The following is a 14588-nucleotide window of genomic DNA, read 5'->3' as shown; positions in this document are numbered from 1 at the left end:
TTGAAGTTTTTGCCTGGCGGCCATAGCGCCGTGGAACCACCTGATCCCATGCCGAACTCAGAAGTGAAACGCGGTAGCGCCGATGGTAGTGTGGCATTCGCCATGCGAGAGTAGGACACTGCCAGGCTCCTAATTAGACGACATTGTGCGCAGTACGATGTTGTGCCGAGAGGATGACACCTCGATGAAACGGCAGACGATTTAGCAGAAGCTAGCCAAATTGCGGAGCGGTAGTTCAGTTGGTTAGAATACCGGCCTGTCACGCCGGGGGTCGCGGGTTCGAGTCCCGTCCGCTCCGCCAATGATTAAGAAGCCCAGTCGAAAGACTGGGCTTTTTTTCATGTCTGCAATTTGCCATAGAATCGCCCAGTTTCGCCCTCCGGCCGCCCTACTCGGTGGCTTTTGGAGTGAGACAACTACATCGATGCGGTTACAGCGTTTGCCAAGGGGGGGAGGCTCTGTGGGGGTGGGGCCATGCGCATCGTCATAGTCTGCAGGTCTGGAGGACAAGCGATCTAGTAAAACTGCGGGGCAGCAATATGAGCGGTTCTGGACAGCGTGCAAACCAAAGTCTGCGTGAGCTTTACCGCCTAACAGCAGAGCACAGCATTCTATAGAAGGTTGGCGCATTGTTAGCTAGCCAAGGATAGGGCTCGGATAAGCCAGCCTAGATCTGTGCGCCAGTAGAAGAATTAACGGGGATGGGACGTTCTGGTAGCCAGGCTGAAGGGTAACAATGGCATGGCGGTGTGGGATCGGTGGTTATAGCGACGGAGCTGCTAATCCCTGATGCCAGGCATAAAGAAAAGGGGACGGCGGTTGCCGTCCCCTCAAGTCATCTAGTCCAGTCCATGAACTGCCATGCTCCCTGCAATCCCTGACTCTATCCTGTCCTTCGGATTATCCCCTTCCCAATCCGTTGAGGTGTCCTGTGGCCATCCTAGCCTGGCAATCGCTCCTGATTGCTTCACCTTCTCCATCCTGGAGGTGTCCGTTACCACATCCCGTGGTGTTCCTTGCGTCTTCCTGACAGATAACCACCCTGGTCATCTCGCTTCATCCTGAAGCCATTCCTTTCGCCTCCGGCGAGGTTCCTTTCATCCTGAAGAGCGGTAATCCGTACCACTCTGCCTCGTCCCGAGGTGTCCACCACCGCATCCTGCGGTTGTCCTGTAGATCCTTGTGATAACCATCCGGGTTATCAGCCTCATCCTGAGGTGTTCCTACCACATCCTGTGGTGTTCCCTTTATGCGCTACCTCTGCATCCTGCCGAACCAGCGCCGTCCTTGTGAGACCCATACTAAGGCAATCGTGAGCGAGAACAAGGCGCGGAGCACCATAAGGCGTCGCCCACTACTGGATGGTTATTGCACAGAGAGGATTAGTTTTCTTATATATCATGATGTTAGTTAGTTTCTTAAGAAAGCATAACGCTCCCAGGATGGCTTCACGTACGGCTCAACACTGAGGGGTCTTACAGGGGGAATGGCGGATCTCTCACAACCAGATTGAGGGAGGAAAACGATGGTACAGAGTACTCAATCAGGGGTGTAAGAGTTAAAAATTAATTGAACGAATATGCCTGAAAAGCATACAAAAAAGCCGAGACCAGCTCGGCCTTTCATTATCAATGACAGGGGGCTATCAGCTGACCCGGGTACCCGGCGTCGGGTAGGCCTTGCGCAGTGACTCGGGGGCCAGCACTTCCAGGTTGCCACTCATGTTGTTCAGCCAGGAGCGGAACTCGGGCGTATCTTGCACCTCGGTCTCTACCACCACGCTGCGCTTGTCGTAGCGGGTCATGCGCGGGTTGTGGCCCGGGATCTGACCATCGATCAGGGTCGGGCAGTTGGCATCGATACGACCAACGAAACGGATCGGGCCGCTGACGTCCTGATAGCCCTGATCGCGGATCAGCTTCTGGATGTTGAACTCCTTCGGCTGGGTGGCGCTGAAGTTAGTCAGTTCCACGTTCTTGATGTGATCGAACGGGATGCCATACACCTTGGGATCCAGCTCGGACAGGGTGCAGAGCAGGGTCGGGCCATCCGGCTGGTTCAGGATGCCGAGCGGATTGATGCGGTCATAGCACAGCCACACGGTACGCTCCTTGATGACACGCTGGATCTCGGCGCTGAATTTGCGACCACGCCACAGGGCGTCGCGGATCAGGGTGCTGCGACGGATCTCCGGGTTGCCGGCAAAGGGACGAGGAGACTGATGCACGCTCTCGAGCCAACGTTCCGCCAGCTCGCTCTGGCTGTCGCGGATCACCTGGCCTGCCTTGTCGACCAGCGGGTTCAATTCGGTCAATACGCTCGCCGGCAGCAGCTGGCTCGCCTGGTCACTCCAGGTTTTCAGCGCCACTGCCAGGGAGAGCGGCATGATGTTGGCAAAGTCATTGAGACCATGGCGCTCAAAGCACCAGCCGTGCGGTTTGCTGCGCTCGTCCGAGGTGAGGTCGAACAACCCCATGCCGGACATCTCTTCCAGATCCCGTTGCACGGTACGCAGACTGACGTGTATGCCTTCTTCTTCCAGTTTTACCTGGAGTTGGCTGGCGGTCAGCTTGTAAGGGCGGTGCGGGATGCAACGCGCCAAGGTCAGTTGTCGTAACAGCTTCTTACTCATGGTGCATGCCTTCACTGGTTTAGCGTTGAGTGTATCCTAGCCATGACTTGCGACAGTCTATGTCGCAAGTTTTGCTGCGACAACTGTCGCCATTTTCATACAAGATGAGATAACTAATTGATATAAATCATTAAATTGATATTGAAAGGGGTTATTTGAGGCCTGTTTTTAGCCAAAAAAAGATGGAGTGCAGGGTTGCCCTTGTCGGCAGGGGGGTAAAAGAGGCTGGAAATGGAGGGAGATGCGGTGAGGGCAGAGCCCTCACCGCTACGGGGCGTTGCTTCAGACCAGCCAGGACCAGGCTGACTTGGTGATGGCGGCACCCACCATGTAACCGAACACGGCAAGGGCTGCCAGGCCGGCGATCAGCTTCTGAGTACGGTAAGGACGCTTGAGCGCCATGACGCCTAGCCCGATGTAGAGCACCAGGGCGATCAGCTTGGCCATCAGCCAGGGTTGCTGGCCCGGGCTCATCTGCAGGGTCACTGCCAGCACCAGCCCGAACAGCAGTAGCAGGGTGTCGTTGATGTGGGGCAGGACCTTGAGCCATTTCTGTTGCAGGCGCGGGCTGCCGCCGAGGGCAAGGCACCAGCGATAGAGGAACAGCAGCACGCTGACCAGGGCCAGGGTCATGTGCAGGTGTTTGAGCAGGGGGTAATAGGCAATCATATTGCTTCCTTGTCGTTGTCGGGCAGACCGCTGTTCCAGTTGTGGGCGTGGGTACGCTCCTGTCCTTCCTGATCGTCTTGCAGCAGATCGGAGAGGATCTCCCGGTATTGCAGGCTCTTGTTGATATAGGTGTGCTCGTCGTCCAGGTAGTTGACCTGCTCCCGCAGCAACCGGTTGTCATACTGCTTGAACATCTGGCCGGCGCGCCAGGCCTGGTTGGCCCGGAATCCCAGCTGGGTCAGGGCCTCCACCCCGAGATCCACGGCTGAGCCCAGGGTTTCCCGGTGCACGCTGTCGACCCCCTGGCGCAGGATCTCGTGGGCGTGGGGTCTGTCCTGGGCGCGCGCCAGTATTTTAAGGTGCGGGAAGTGTTTCTTCACCATCTCGATGACGACGATCGAAGTGGCCGGATCGTTGACGGAGAGCACCAGCAGCTTGGCCTTGTGGGCGCCGGCGGCGTGCAGCAGATCGAGCCGGCTGGCATCGCCATAGAAGACCTGATAACCGTACTTGCGCAACATCTCGATCTGGCTGGCATCCTGCTCGAGTATGGTGGTGCCGATGCCGTGGCCATGCAGCAGACGGCCCACGATCTGACCGAAGCGGCCGAAGCCGGCGATGATGACGGGGTGTTCGACCAGCTCGGGCTGCTCGTGTTGCGGCACGTCGGCCTGGTTGCGGTAGTCAAACCAGGGCTGGATCACCCTGTCGTTGAGGATCAGCAGCAAGGGCGTCAGCGCCATGGAGAGTGCGACCACCAGGGTCAGCAGCGAGATGGTCTCGCTCGGCAGCACCTTGTTCTGGGTGGCGAACGAGAACAGCACGAAGGCAAATTCCCCCCCCTGCGCCAGTGCCAGCCCGAAGGTCCAGCGCTGGCCGGGCGAGATGCGGATGATGAGGCCCAGCGCCATCAGCACCAGCCACTTCAGGACCATCAGGCCGATCACCAGGGCCGGAATGAGCAGGGGATGCGCGGCAAACAGGCCGAAGTCGATGCCGGCGCCGACCGACATGAAGAACAGCCCGAGCAGCAGCCCCTTGAACGGCTCTATGTCCGCCTCCAGCTCGTGGCGATACTCGCTGTCGGCCAGTACCACCCCGGCGAGGAAGGAGCCAAGCGCGGGGGAGAGTCCCACCGACTCCATCAGCACCGCGATGGCGATGACCAGCAGCAGGGCGGCGGCGACGAAGATCTCCCGCATATGGGACTGGGCGATGGCGCGAAACACCGGCCGCATCAGGTAATGGCCGCCCAGCACTATGCCGGCGATGGCGGCGACCACCAGCAGCCCGTGCTGCCAGCCCGCCAGATCCGGGTTGCCGTTATTGACCACAGGGGTGATGGCCAGCAGCGGCAGGATCGCCAGTATGGGGATCACGGCGATGTCCTGGAACAGCAGCACCGCGAAGGCGGAGCGCCCGCTCTCGCTCTGCATCAGCTTGCGCTCCTGCAGACTCTGCAGAACGATGGCGGTGGAGGAGAGCGCCAGGATGAGGCCGATGGCGAGCCCCTGTTGCCAGGGCAGACCGATGAGGCAAGCCACCCCGGTCAGGGCGGCGGTGGTGAGCAGAACCTGCAGGCCACCGGTGCCGAGGATGGGTCCCTTGAGCTGCCACAGCAGGGCGGGTTTGAGCTCCAGCCCGACCAGGAACAGCATCAGTACTACGCCGAACTCGGCGAAGTGCATCACATCCTTCTGCTCACCCACCAGGCCCAGCAGGAAGGGGCCTATGATGATGCCCGCCAGCAGGTAGCCGAGCACCGAGCCCAGCCCCCAGCGCTTGGCGAGCGGCACGGCGAGCACCGCCGCCGAGAGGTAGATCAGCGCATCGAACAGCAATCCATGTCCCATTAGTCGGCCCTCCCTTCGAACCTGGCTGTCCGGCTCTGCTCATCGAGTCGGCAAAATAGCTGAGCGTGTTTCATGAGAGCACCTCCAGCAGGTCACGCAGATAGGCGCTCTCGCCGAGCTGGGCGGGGGTCAGTCGCTCGTCGCGCAGGGCGCACAGCAGTTGACGATAATCCTGCCCGCAGCGGTACAGCGCCTGGGGATCCTTGAGCTTGTGAAAGGAGTGGAGCACGAAGGGCGGTAGCCAGCTCATGCCGCACAGCTGCGCCGTCTGCTGGAAGGGCAGCAGGAAGTCGAGCAGCGGCCGGTTGTTGTAACCCGCGCTGCAGTAGGATTCGGGGGCACCGCCTGTGGTGATGGCGCTCAGCCACTGCTTGCCGGCGAGCGCATGGGCCTCGGGGCCATAGGCGTAGCCGTACTCCAGCACCAGATCCATCCACTCCTTCATGATGGCCGGGCAGGAGTACCAGTAGAAGGGGTGCTGGAAGACGATGAGATCGTGCTCCATCAGCAGCGCCTGCTCGCGCTTCACGTCGATGAACATGTCCGGGTAGCGATGGTAGAGGTCGTGTACGGTGACGCCCTCCAGGCCTTCGATCGCCTGCAGCAGCTGTTTGTTGGCCCTGGAACTCTGCAGCGCCGGGTGTGAGAAGATAACCAGAATGCGTTTCATGGGGTCATAACCTGAGAGGAGACTCTTGTCCGCGAAAAGAAGATGCATCGAGCAGCGACGTTATCAAGAAGTGCCTGTTCCCGCCAGTGTCAGGGCGGATGGCGGTGGGCTCGTCGCCCGACAGAGGCGGTTCTTTTGGCACCGCTCAACCTGGCCCAGTGTGTCATGTCCCATCCCCTATCTCATCCTCTTTTGATCTGCCGCAGGGGGGAGGCTTGACCCTCCCCCAGGGCCAAGGGTTACCATAAGCCTCCTTTGATTACTGAGTCATGTCATGGTTCTGACCCGTCGCCAACTCGCTCGCGCCCGCCGCTGGCTCCCCCTGTGGAGTCTGCTGATGGTGTTGATGTCGTTTGGCAGCCGGGCGGCGACCGATCTCTGCACCCTGACGCCCCATTGCAGCCAGAGTGAGCGCACCCTGGAGAAAGCCATGCCCTGCGGCAGCTTCACTTCGGCGCTCGCCATGACGGTGCTCACCGGCGGCGACCTGACGGTCGCCGTGCTGGAGCCGGACGCTCCGCGTTTCATCTCCCCCTCCCTGTTCATGCCGGACGCGCCGCTCGAGCGGCTCGAACGCCCCCCTCGCCAGTTCCGTTGAGTCGAGTCCCCCTGTTTTTTGGGTATTTCTTCTTATCTGAGGTGAGTTATGTACAAGTCCCTGTTACTGGCCGTGCTGGCCGGTACCGTCAGCTTCTCCGCCCTGGCGGCGGAGCAGATGACCGTCTACAAGTCCCAGTATTGCGGCTGCTGCAAGACCTGGATCAAGCACATGGAAGAGAACGGCTTTGAGGTCAAGGTCGTCGAAACCGAGCAGCTCGATCCCATCAAGCAGCAATACGGTATCACCCCGCAGCTGGCGTCCTGCCACACCGGGGTGGTGAACGGCTATGTGGTGGAGGGGCATGTACCCGCCGCCGACGTGCAGAAGCTGCTCAAGGAAAAACCGGCGATCCGCGGCCTGACCATTCCGGGCATGCCCCAGAGTGCGCCTGGCATGGATATTCCGGGTCAGCCCTATCAGGTGCTGAGCATCAGCGAGGAGGGCGCGACCAAGGTCTGGTCGAGCTACCCCGGCTGACGCACCCTGGTCATGAGCAGACACCACTTAATCATGTGAGGCACACCTGAGCGAACCCGTGTCGCTCATGGCCAGCACGAGAGGGCCGTCATCGCAGGATGGCGGCCCTTTTCCGTGGTTTTTGGCCGAATGTTTGGGGATCACTTGCAACCCAGGGCGACAAGGGGCAGATTGATCGCCAATTTATGATCACGGGGTTGAGAGCCAGATTTGCTAGCCTCGTTACCACGCAAGCAGGGTGACCGGCAGCAGAGCGATCGTCAGTTTATGGCGCTAATACCCGGCCGCCTACCCTGCTACCGCGCAAAGGATGCGACATGTTCACCTTTTCCCGAGGGCTTCTGCTGCTGGCTTGCCTGGCCGCCGTTCCCTGTTCCTATGCCAATGAAGAGTCCGCCATGCCGACAAGCGAAACCCCTATCCAGCCGCCCGTGGCCGCCAAACACCCGCACTCCATGAAGAAACATGGGGATGTCCGGGTCGACAACTACTACTGGCTGCGGGATGACGAGCGCCAGAAGCCCGAGGTGCTGGATTATCTCAAGGCCGAAAACGCCTACACCGAGGCCATGCTCAAACCGACCAAGCCGCTGCGCGATCAGCTCTACAAGGAGATGGTGGCCCGCATTCCCCAGCAGGATGAGTCGGTGCCCTATGTGAAGAACGGCTACCGCTACCAGACCCGCTACGAGCCGGGCAAGGAGTACGGCATCTACTCCCGCACCAAGCTGGGGGAGAAGGACGCCAGCCTGATGCTGGACAGCAACCAGCGCGCCGAGGGTCACGAGTTCTACTCCCTCGGCGCACTGGAGGTGAGCCGCAACAACCGCTGGCTGGCGGTGGCGGAAGACTTCCTCTCACGTCGTCAGTACCAGATCCAGTTCCTCGATCTGGAGAGCGGCAAGTGGGCGAGCGACAAACTGGAAAACACCTCGGGCAACCTGGTGTGGGCCAACGACAGCAAGACGGTGTTCTACGTGCGCAAGCACCCCAAGACCCTGCTGCCCTATCAGGTCTATCGCCACGAGCTCGGCTCGGATCCGGCCAAGGATCAGCTGGTCTACGAGGAGAAGGATGACACCTTCTATGTCAGCCTCTACGCCACCACCTCGGAAGACTTCATCGTCATCGCGCTCTCCAGCACCACCACGGGGGAGGCGCGGCTCATCGACGCCAACACCCCGACCCAGGCGCCGCGGCTGTTCCTGCCCCGTCAGGTGGATCACGAATACAGCCTGGACCACTACCGTGGCCGCTTCTACGTGCGATCCAACAAGGACGGCAAGAACTTCGGCCTGTACGAGACCAAGGAGAGCCCGGTGGATCGCTGGAAGGCGGTCATCGCCCCCAATCCGGACGTGCTGCTGGAGAGCTACGCCCTGTTCAAGGATTGGCTGGTGCTGGAGGAGCGCAGCAAGGGGCTGACCCGGCTGCGGCAGGTCAACTGGCAGAGTGGCGAGCAAAAAGAGATCGCCTTCGACGATCCCGCCTATGTCACCTGGCTCGCCTTCAACCCGGAGCCGGAGACCAGCGAGCTGCGCTATGGCTACTCCTCCATGACCACCCCCTCGTCCACCTACGAGCTCAACATGGACAGCGGCAAGCGCACCCTGCTCAAGCAGCAGGCGGTGGCGGGCTTCAAGCCGGCGCTCTATGCCAGCGAGCGGCTGTGGGTGACGGCCCGCGACGGTGTCGCCGTGCCGGTGTCGCTGGTCTATCGCAAGGATATGTTCAAGCAGGATGGTCAGAACCCGCTGCTGGTGTATGGCTACGGCTCCTACGGCGCCAGCATGGATCCCGACTTCAGCACCTCTCGCCTGAGCCTGCTGGATCGGGGCTTCGTCTACGCCATCGCCCACATCCGGGGCGGCGAGGAGCTGGGTCGCGGCTGGTATGAGGATGGCAAGCTGCTTAAAAAACAGAACAGCTTCCACGACTTCATCGACGTGACCGAGGCGTTGGTAAGCCAGGGCTACGGCGCCAGGGAGCAGGTCTACGCCATGGGCGGCAGCGCCGGCGGCCTGCTGATGGGGGCCGTCATCAATCAGGCGCCCCAGCTCTACCGTGGTGTAGTGGCTCAGGTACCGTTCGTGGACGTGGTCACTACCATGCTGGATGAATCCATTCCGCTCACCACCGGGGAGTACGACGAGTGGGGCAACCCGAACCAGAAGCGCTACTACGACTACATGAAGGCCTACAGCCCCTATGACCAGGTCAAGGCGCAGGCCTACCCGAACCTGCTGGTCACCACCGGGCTGCACGACTCCCAGGTGCAGTACTGGGAGCCGGCCAAGTGGGTCGCCAAGCTGCGGGAGCTGAAGACCGACGACAACAAGCTGCTGCTCAGCACCGACATGGATGCCGGGCACGGCGGCAAGTCGGGCCGTTTCAAGGCCTATGAGGACATAGCGCTGGAGTTTGCCTTTATCCTGGATCTGGCCAAGCCGAAGGCATGAGGAAAGGCTAAGCGGTTGTTACTGAACGCGACTCTGGTGCCTGGGACGGCGCCGATCCGCAGATGAGAACAGGCCGGTGAGGGCAACCCACCGGCCTGTGTTTTTATCTCGCAGCCAAACCCATAAGCCACCAAGCTTGAGGCCCTTGCCAGCCAAGGGCTGCAAAAGAATCTCCCCTCCATTTTCCCTCTGCCTGCATGAACAGATCCAATTAATCCATGACCGATGAATTGATGATCCAGTTCAAATTTCTCGCTATTTAAATCCAGCATTTTGCCATTTTGTTTGATTTATGTTGGCACTATGTGCCTAATCAAGGGGTTACCACTTTTGATCCGACCCTCTTCTGGTCGAATCGCCCTCGATCGGCATGACGCTGATTATCTCACCGCAGGATGATGGTGGCTTTGGGAAGAGCCGTTGGCGCTCGACCCTTTCCTCATATGAGGTCATATAGGCGGACCCAGTCTTGATGCGGGTCCGTCTCATATTCACCCGGGAATCGGGTGAGATAAATCAATGAAAAGGATGGAAAACATGAAAGGATTATCCTTGGCGTGCGCCTTGTCGGCTGCCCTGGTTGGCGTCTCCTTCGGCGGCCAGGTCCAGGCACAGGAACGCTTCGTGACGATCGGTACCGGCGGTCAGACCGGGGTCTACTACGTGGCGGGTCAGTCCATCTGTCGTTTCCTCAATCGCGGCGCCGCCGATCACCAGATCAAATGCAACGCCCCGGCCAGCGGCGGCGGGGTGGCCAACGTCAACGGCATCCGCAGTGGTGAATTCAACTTCGGCATCATGCAGTCCGACCACCAGTACAAGGCGATGAAGGGGCTGCCCCCCTTCCAGGCCGAGGGGGCCATGGACGACATGCGCGCCGTCTTCTCCCTGCAGAGCGAGGTGTTCACCATACTGGCCCGGCGCGACGCCAAGATCGCCAGCTTCGACGATCTGAAGGGCAAGCGCGTCAACATCGGCAACCCGGGCTCGGGTCAGCGCGACACCATGGAAGAGATCATGGCGGTCAAGGGCTGGCAGAAGAGCGACTTCGGGCTGGTCTCCGAGCTGAAGCCGGCCGAGCAGGCCTCGGCGCTGGGTGACAACAACATCGATGCCATGAGCTACTTCGTCGGTCACCCGAACGGGGCCATCCAGGAGGCCTCCACCACCACGGACGCCGTGCTGGTGCCGGTGACCGGGGCCGACATCGACAAGCTGCTGGCCGAGAAGAGCTACTACACCAAGGCCGAGATCCCCGGTGGCCTCTACAAGGGCAGCGACCAACCGACCCCGTCCATCGGCGGCAAGGCGGTGCTCTCCACCAGCGCCAAGGCCGATCCGGAAGTGGTCTATCAGCTGGTCAAGTCGGTGTTCGACAACCTGGATCGCTTCAAGCGTCTGCACCCGGCCTTCGCCGATCTGAAGGAAGCCGACATGATCAAGGTGGGTCTCTCAGCCCCGCTGCATGAAGGCGCCGCCCGCTATTACAAAGAGCGCGGCTGGCTCTGATCGCAGGCTCAAGGGCCTCTATCGTCTCTTCGACACCCGTCTGCCGCCCTGCCGCGGTAGCGGGTGTCGTGTCGTTGTACTCGTAGGCACAAGTTAACCCTATGCAAGAAAAACAACTCTCTACCGAGGAACTGATCGCCCAGGACGTGGGTGCTCGGCTGCCGCTCGGCCTCATGGGCTGGCTCATCACGGGGCTGGCGCTGGCCTGGTCCCTGTTCCAGCTCTGGATCGCCTCTCCGCTGCCCTTCATGCTGGGCTTCGGGGTCCTCAACGATACCGAAACCCGCGCCATTCACCTCGGCTTCGCCCTGCTGCTGGCCTATCTGGTGTTCCCGGCCTTCCGGCGTTCGCCCCGGGATCGGGTGCCGCTCGGTGACATCGCCCTCGGCCTGGTCGCCGCTGGTGCGGCCGCCTATCTGTTCGTCATGTATGAGGCGCTGGCCCAGCGCCCCGGCAATCTCACCACCTCGGATCTGGTCACCGCCTGCATCGGTATCCCGCTGCTGCTGGAGGCGACCCGTCGCGCCCTTGGGCCCGCCCTGGCGGTGATCGCCCTGGTGTTTCTCGGCTACAGTCTGGCCGGCCCCTGGATGCCGGGGCTGCTGGCTCACCGCGGGGTGAGCTTCACCGCGCTGGCCAACCACCAGTGGATCACCACAGAGGGGGTGTTCGGCATAGCGCTCGGGGTCTCCACCAGCTTCGTGTTCCTGTTCGTGCTGTTCGGTGCCCTGCTGGAGCGGGCCGGCGCCGGTCACTACTTTATCCAGCTCGCCTTCAGCCTGCTCGGCCACCTGCGCGGTGGGCCGGCCAAGGCGGCCGTGGTCGCCTCGGCGCTGACCGGGGTCATCTCCGGCTCCTCCATCGCCAACGTGGTCACCACAGGTACCTTCACCATCCCCATGATGAAGCGGGTCGGTTTCTCCAAGGAGAAGGCGGGGGCGGTCGAGGTGGCCTCCTCGGTCAACGGCCAGATCATGCCGCCGGTGATGGGGGCCGCCGCCTTCCTGATGGTGGAGTACGTGGGCATTCCCTACGTCGAGATCATCAAGCACGCCTTCCTGCCGGCGACCATCTCCTACATAGCGCTGCTCTACATAGTGCACCTGGAGGCGCTCAAGCTCGGTATGGAGCCCATCGGCAACCACCAACCCAAGCCCTGGCTGCGCCGCCTGACCGGCTTTGCCTTCGGCGCGGCCCTGATCAGCGGCCTGTCGATGGTGGTTTACTACGGGCTGGGCTGGCTCAAGCCGGCGCTGGGTGAATACGCCCTGCCGGGGGTCGCCCTGCTGCTGGCGGCCGCCTATCTGGGACTGCTCAAGATAGCGGCCAGCAATGAGCCGCTGCCCGCCGAGGATCCGGATCAGCCGTTGACCGAGCTGCCCAACACCCGCGCCGTGCTGCTGTCCGGCCTGCACTTCCTGCTGCCGGTGGTGGTGCTGGTGTGGTGCCTGATGGTGGAGCGACTGTCGCCTGGGCTGTCGGCCTTCTGGGGTACCGTGATGCTGACCATCATACTGCTGACCCAACGACCGCTGCTCAACTGGCTGCGCACCGACGGCAAGCACCACTACGGCTCGGCCCGCGATGGCCTGGTGGATCTGAGGGAGGGCCTGGTGGCCGGTGCCCGCAACATGATCGGCATCGGCATCGCCACCGCCACCGCCGGCATCATAGTGGGCGCCGTCTCCCAGACCGGGGTTGGTCTGGTGCTGGCGGATCTGGTGGAGTTCCTCTCCATGGGCAACCTGCTGCTGATGCTGCTGCTGACCGCCCTGCTGAGCCTGATCCTCGGCATGGGGCTGCCCACCACCGCCAACTACATAGTGGTGTCCAGCCTGCTGGCGCCCGTGGTGGTGACGCTCGGCCAGCAGAACGGCCTGATAGTGCCGCTCATCGCGGTGCACCTGTTCGTGTTCTACTTCGGCATCATGGCGGACGTGACCCCGCCGGTGGGGCTGGCGTCGTTCGCGGCGGCGGCCGTCTCCAAGGGGGATCCCATCAAGACCGGGATCACCGCCTTCTACTACAGCCTGCGCACCGCGGCGCTGCCGTTCCTGTTCATCTTCAACACCGATCTGCTGCTGATCGACGTGGACTTCGCCCACGGTGTGCTGATCTTCATGGTGGCCACGGTGGCCATGCTGATCTTCGCCGCCGCGACCCAGGGCTGGTTCCTGGCGCGCAGCCGCTGGTACGAGAGCGTGCTGCTGTTGCTGGTGGCCTTCACCCTGTTCCGCCCCGGCTTCTGGATGGACATGGTGCACGATCCCTACAGCGACACGGTGCCGGCCCAGTTCGCCCAGACCCTGGGGGAGGTGGAGGCGGATAGCACCCTGCGGCTGCGGATCCAGGGGGAGGATGCGGTGGGCAAGCTGCGCCAATCCACTGTGCTGCTGGCGGTGCCGGCCGGTGCGGATGGGGAGGCCCGTCTGGCCAGCCTGGGGCTGGCCCTGTATGAGCAGGACGGCAAGACGCTGATCGACAGCGTCACCTTCGGCAGCCCGGCGGCGGCGGCCGGCATGGAGTTCGATCAGGAGATCCTCTCCGTCAAGGCGCCTACCGAACGCTGGCACAAGGAGCTGATGTGGTTGCCTGGCTTCTTGCTGTTTGCGCTGGTGGTCTGGCTACAGCGACGACGGACCTTGCGTTAATCAGCACCCACAATAAAAACGGCGCCGCGAAGGCGCCGTTTTCAATCTTGGGGGGCGTTACTCTGGCTGCTGTTCTTGCAGCAGACTCAGGTTCTGCTGTTCCAGCGGGCTCAGGCCCAGCTGTTCGCAGGCTTGCTCGAAGCTGATCCCCAGATGACACATCATGATATCGATAGCGGGCAGATAGTTGGTCATAGTTTGTTCCATGGTGATCCTTCAGACCCGTTTCTTATGCCCGAGCCACGAGGGCGGGGCAATTAGACTTTAGGCGTAGACTGCTCATCTGCTGCGCACCCCTGCCACTCGGCGGGGGAATTTGTTACTCTTGCGAGCACTAAAGAGGTTGCCGTATGACAGCGAGCAACCGGTGAGGAGCAGGGCATGTTATTGAGTTTCTTGATCATCGCATCGGGCTGGTGGCATATCCGCGCAGCCTACGGCTCAGACTCCCGTCAGTTCTATATCAGCAAGCCGCTGACCATGCTGTTTATCATCGCCTTGGCGTTTGGGTACCAGAGTGACGACCATAACGGCTCCCATGCCTGGCTCCTGCTCGGCCTCTGCCTGTCGCTCGCCGGTGACGTGCTGCTGATGCTGCCAAGGGATCGCTTCATCCAGGGACTGGCGGCATTTCTTGTCGCGCACCTCTGCTACATCGTCGGCTTCGCCCAGGGGCCGCTGGTGCTGAAGCTGGTGGATGGCCTGATGTTGCTGCTGGTGGCCGGCCTGGTGTTCGGCCTGCTGTGGGGCCAGCTGGGGGAGATGAAGATCCCGGTGTTCTGCTACATGCTGGTGATCATCGGCATGGCCTGGGTGGCGGCAGGCGCCTGGCATGCCTCCCTGACGGCGGGCAGCGCCGCCGCACTGGTGGGGGCCCTGATGTTCCTGTTCTCCGACAGCATGCTGGCGCTGGACAGATTCCGCCGGCCCTTCCCCCACGCCAAGGCCTGGATCATGAGCAGCTACTTCGCCGCCCAGTTCCTGATCGCCGCCTCGCTGGCGGGATAGGGCGGGACTTCATCCCTCGCCTGCGAGCGCCCATCCGGCGGATGGGGTGAGGCATCTCC

11 protein-coding genes, 1 tRNA gene and 1 rRNA gene are annotated in these 14588 nt (G+C 61.6%); 8 read left to right on the top strand and 5 right to left on the bottom strand.

Annotation, left to right across the window (positions count from 1 at the left end):
* Positions 1-12 precede the first annotated feature (12 nt).
* Positions 13-127: ribosomal RNA gene (gene rrf, locus KW825_RS07300) — 5S ribosomal RNA — on the top strand.
* Between the two features lie 97 nt (positions 128-224).
* Positions 225-301, top strand: a tRNA-Asp gene (locus KW825_RS07295).
* 1344 nt (positions 302-1645) lie between these two features.
* On the opposite strand, the gene KW825_RS07290 is transcribed toward KW825_RS07295, so the two are convergent.
* From KW825_RS07290 to KW825_RS07275, 4 genes are all read right to left on the bottom strand, one after another.
* Positions 1646-2632 (bottom strand): YafY family protein, encoded by a 987-nt coding sequence (locus KW825_RS07290; protein WP_042651831.1) that lies wholly within the window; start codon positions 2630-2632, stop codon positions 1646-1648.
* Positions 2633-2914: 282 nt separating this feature from the next.
* The gene (locus tag KW825_RS07285; protein WP_218292652.1) at positions 2915-3301 is read right to left on the bottom strand and encodes a SirB2 family protein; all 387 of its coding nucleotides are present in this window, start codon (positions 3299-3301) and stop codon (positions 2915-2917) included.
* Positions 3298-5154: a glutathione-regulated potassium-efflux system protein KefC gene (gene kefC / locus KW825_RS07280; protein ID WP_218328773.1), complete on the bottom strand. Its 1857-nt coding sequence runs from the start codon at positions 5152-5154 to the stop codon at positions 3298-3300. The genes KW825_RS07285 and kefC overlap by 4 nt, the downstream gene beginning before the upstream one ends.
* A gap of 70 nt (positions 5155-5224) precedes the next feature.
* A complete protein-coding gene (locus KW825_RS07275; protein WP_218292650.1) occupies positions 5225-5824 on the bottom strand; it encodes an NAD(P)H-dependent oxidoreductase in 600 nt (199 codons plus the stop codon).
* Positions 5825-6098: 274 nt separating this feature from the next.
* Between KW825_RS07275 and KW825_RS07270 the strand changes: the two genes are divergently transcribed.
* From KW825_RS07270 to KW825_RS07250, 5 genes are all read left to right on the top strand, one after another.
* Positions 6099-6422: a hypothetical protein gene (locus tag KW825_RS07270; protein WP_042651835.1), complete on the top strand. Its 324-nt coding sequence runs from the start codon at positions 6099-6101 to the stop codon at positions 6420-6422.
* Between the two features lie 48 nt (positions 6423-6470).
* The gene (locus tag KW825_RS07265; RefSeq protein WP_042651836.1) at positions 6471-6902 is read left to right on the top strand and encodes a DUF411 domain-containing protein; all 432 of its coding nucleotides are present in this window, start codon (positions 6471-6473) and stop codon (positions 6900-6902) included.
* Positions 6903-7219: 317 nt separating this feature from the next.
* Positions 7220-9361, top strand: a complete 2142-nt coding sequence (locus KW825_RS07260; protein ID WP_042651837.1) for a S9 family peptidase — start codon at positions 7220-7222, stop codon at positions 9359-9361.
* Positions 9362-9898: 537 nt separating this feature from the next.
* Positions 9899-10870 (top strand): TAXI family TRAP transporter solute-binding subunit, encoded by a 972-nt coding sequence (locus tag KW825_RS07255; RefSeq protein ID WP_042651838.1) that lies wholly within the window; start codon positions 9899-9901, stop codon positions 10868-10870.
* A 101-nt stretch (positions 10871-10971) separates the two neighbouring features.
* Entirely contained in the window at positions 10972-13521 is a 2550-nt protein-coding gene (locus KW825_RS07250; RefSeq protein WP_218328772.1) for a TRAP transporter permease, read from the top strand.
* A gap of 57 nt (positions 13522-13578) precedes the next feature.
* On the opposite strand, the gene KW825_RS07245 is transcribed toward KW825_RS07250, so the two are convergent.
* Positions 13579-13728 carry a hypothetical protein gene (locus tag KW825_RS07245; RefSeq protein ID WP_157433652.1) on the bottom strand — a complete coding sequence of 50 codons (150 nt, stop codon included), beginning with the start codon at positions 13726-13728 and terminating at the stop codon, positions 13579-13581.
* Between the two features lie 174 nt (positions 13729-13902).
* Here KW825_RS07245 and KW825_RS07240 point away from each other — a divergent pair, with 174 nt between their 5' ends.
* Positions 13903-14529 (top strand): lysoplasmalogenase, encoded by a 627-nt coding sequence (locus KW825_RS07240; RefSeq protein ID WP_042651840.1) that lies wholly within the window; start codon positions 13903-13905, stop codon positions 14527-14529.
* The last annotated feature ends 59 nt before the right edge of the window (positions 14530-14588 follow it).

The sequence above is a fragment of the Aeromonas sp. sif2433 genome, from assembly GCF_019218705.1.
GTDB classification, from domain to species: domain Bacteria; phylum Pseudomonadota; class Gammaproteobacteria; order Enterobacterales; family Aeromonadaceae; genus Aeromonas; species Aeromonas encheleia.
This window is presented reverse-complemented; position numbering and strand designations above follow the sequence as displayed.

Excerpts from the sequence above, each read along its gene's own strand:
- KW825_RS07290 (WP_042651831.1), bottom strand. The coding sequence starts at position 2,632 with ATGAGTAAGAAGCTGTTACGACAACTGACCTTGGCGCGTTGCATCCCG.
- KW825_RS07285 (WP_218292652.1), bottom strand. The coding sequence starts at position 3,301 with ATGATTGCCTATTACCCCCTGCTCAAACACCTGCACATGACCCTGGCC.
- kefC (WP_218328773.1), bottom strand. The coding sequence starts at position 5,154 with ATGGGACATGGATTGCTGTTCGATGCGCTGATCTACCTCTCGGCGGCG.
- KW825_RS07275 (WP_218292650.1), bottom strand. The coding sequence starts at position 5,824 with ATGAAACGCATTCTGGTTATCTTCTCACACCCGGCGCTGCAGAGTTCC.
- KW825_RS07270 (WP_042651835.1), top strand. The coding sequence starts at position 6,099 with ATGGTTCTGACCCGTCGCCAACTCGCTCGCGCCCGCCGCTGGCTCCCC.
- KW825_RS07265 (WP_042651836.1), top strand. The coding sequence starts at position 6,471 with ATGTACAAGTCCCTGTTACTGGCCGTGCTGGCCGGTACCGTCAGCTTC.
- KW825_RS07260 (WP_042651837.1), top strand. The coding sequence starts at position 7,220 with ATGTTCACCTTTTCCCGAGGGCTTCTGCTGCTGGCTTGCCTGGCCGCC.
- KW825_RS07255 (WP_042651838.1), top strand. The coding sequence starts at position 9,899 with ATGAAAGGATTATCCTTGGCGTGCGCCTTGTCGGCTGCCCTGGTTGGC.
- KW825_RS07250 (WP_218328772.1), top strand. The coding sequence starts at position 10,972 with ATGCAAGAAAAACAACTCTCTACCGAGGAACTGATCGCCCAGGACGTG.
- KW825_RS07245 (WP_157433652.1), bottom strand. The coding sequence starts at position 13,728 with ATGGAACAAACTATGACCAACTATCTGCCCGCTATCGATATCATGATG.
- KW825_RS07240 (WP_042651840.1), top strand. The coding sequence starts at position 13,903 with ATGTTATTGAGTTTCTTGATCATCGCATCGGGCTGGTGGCATATCCGC.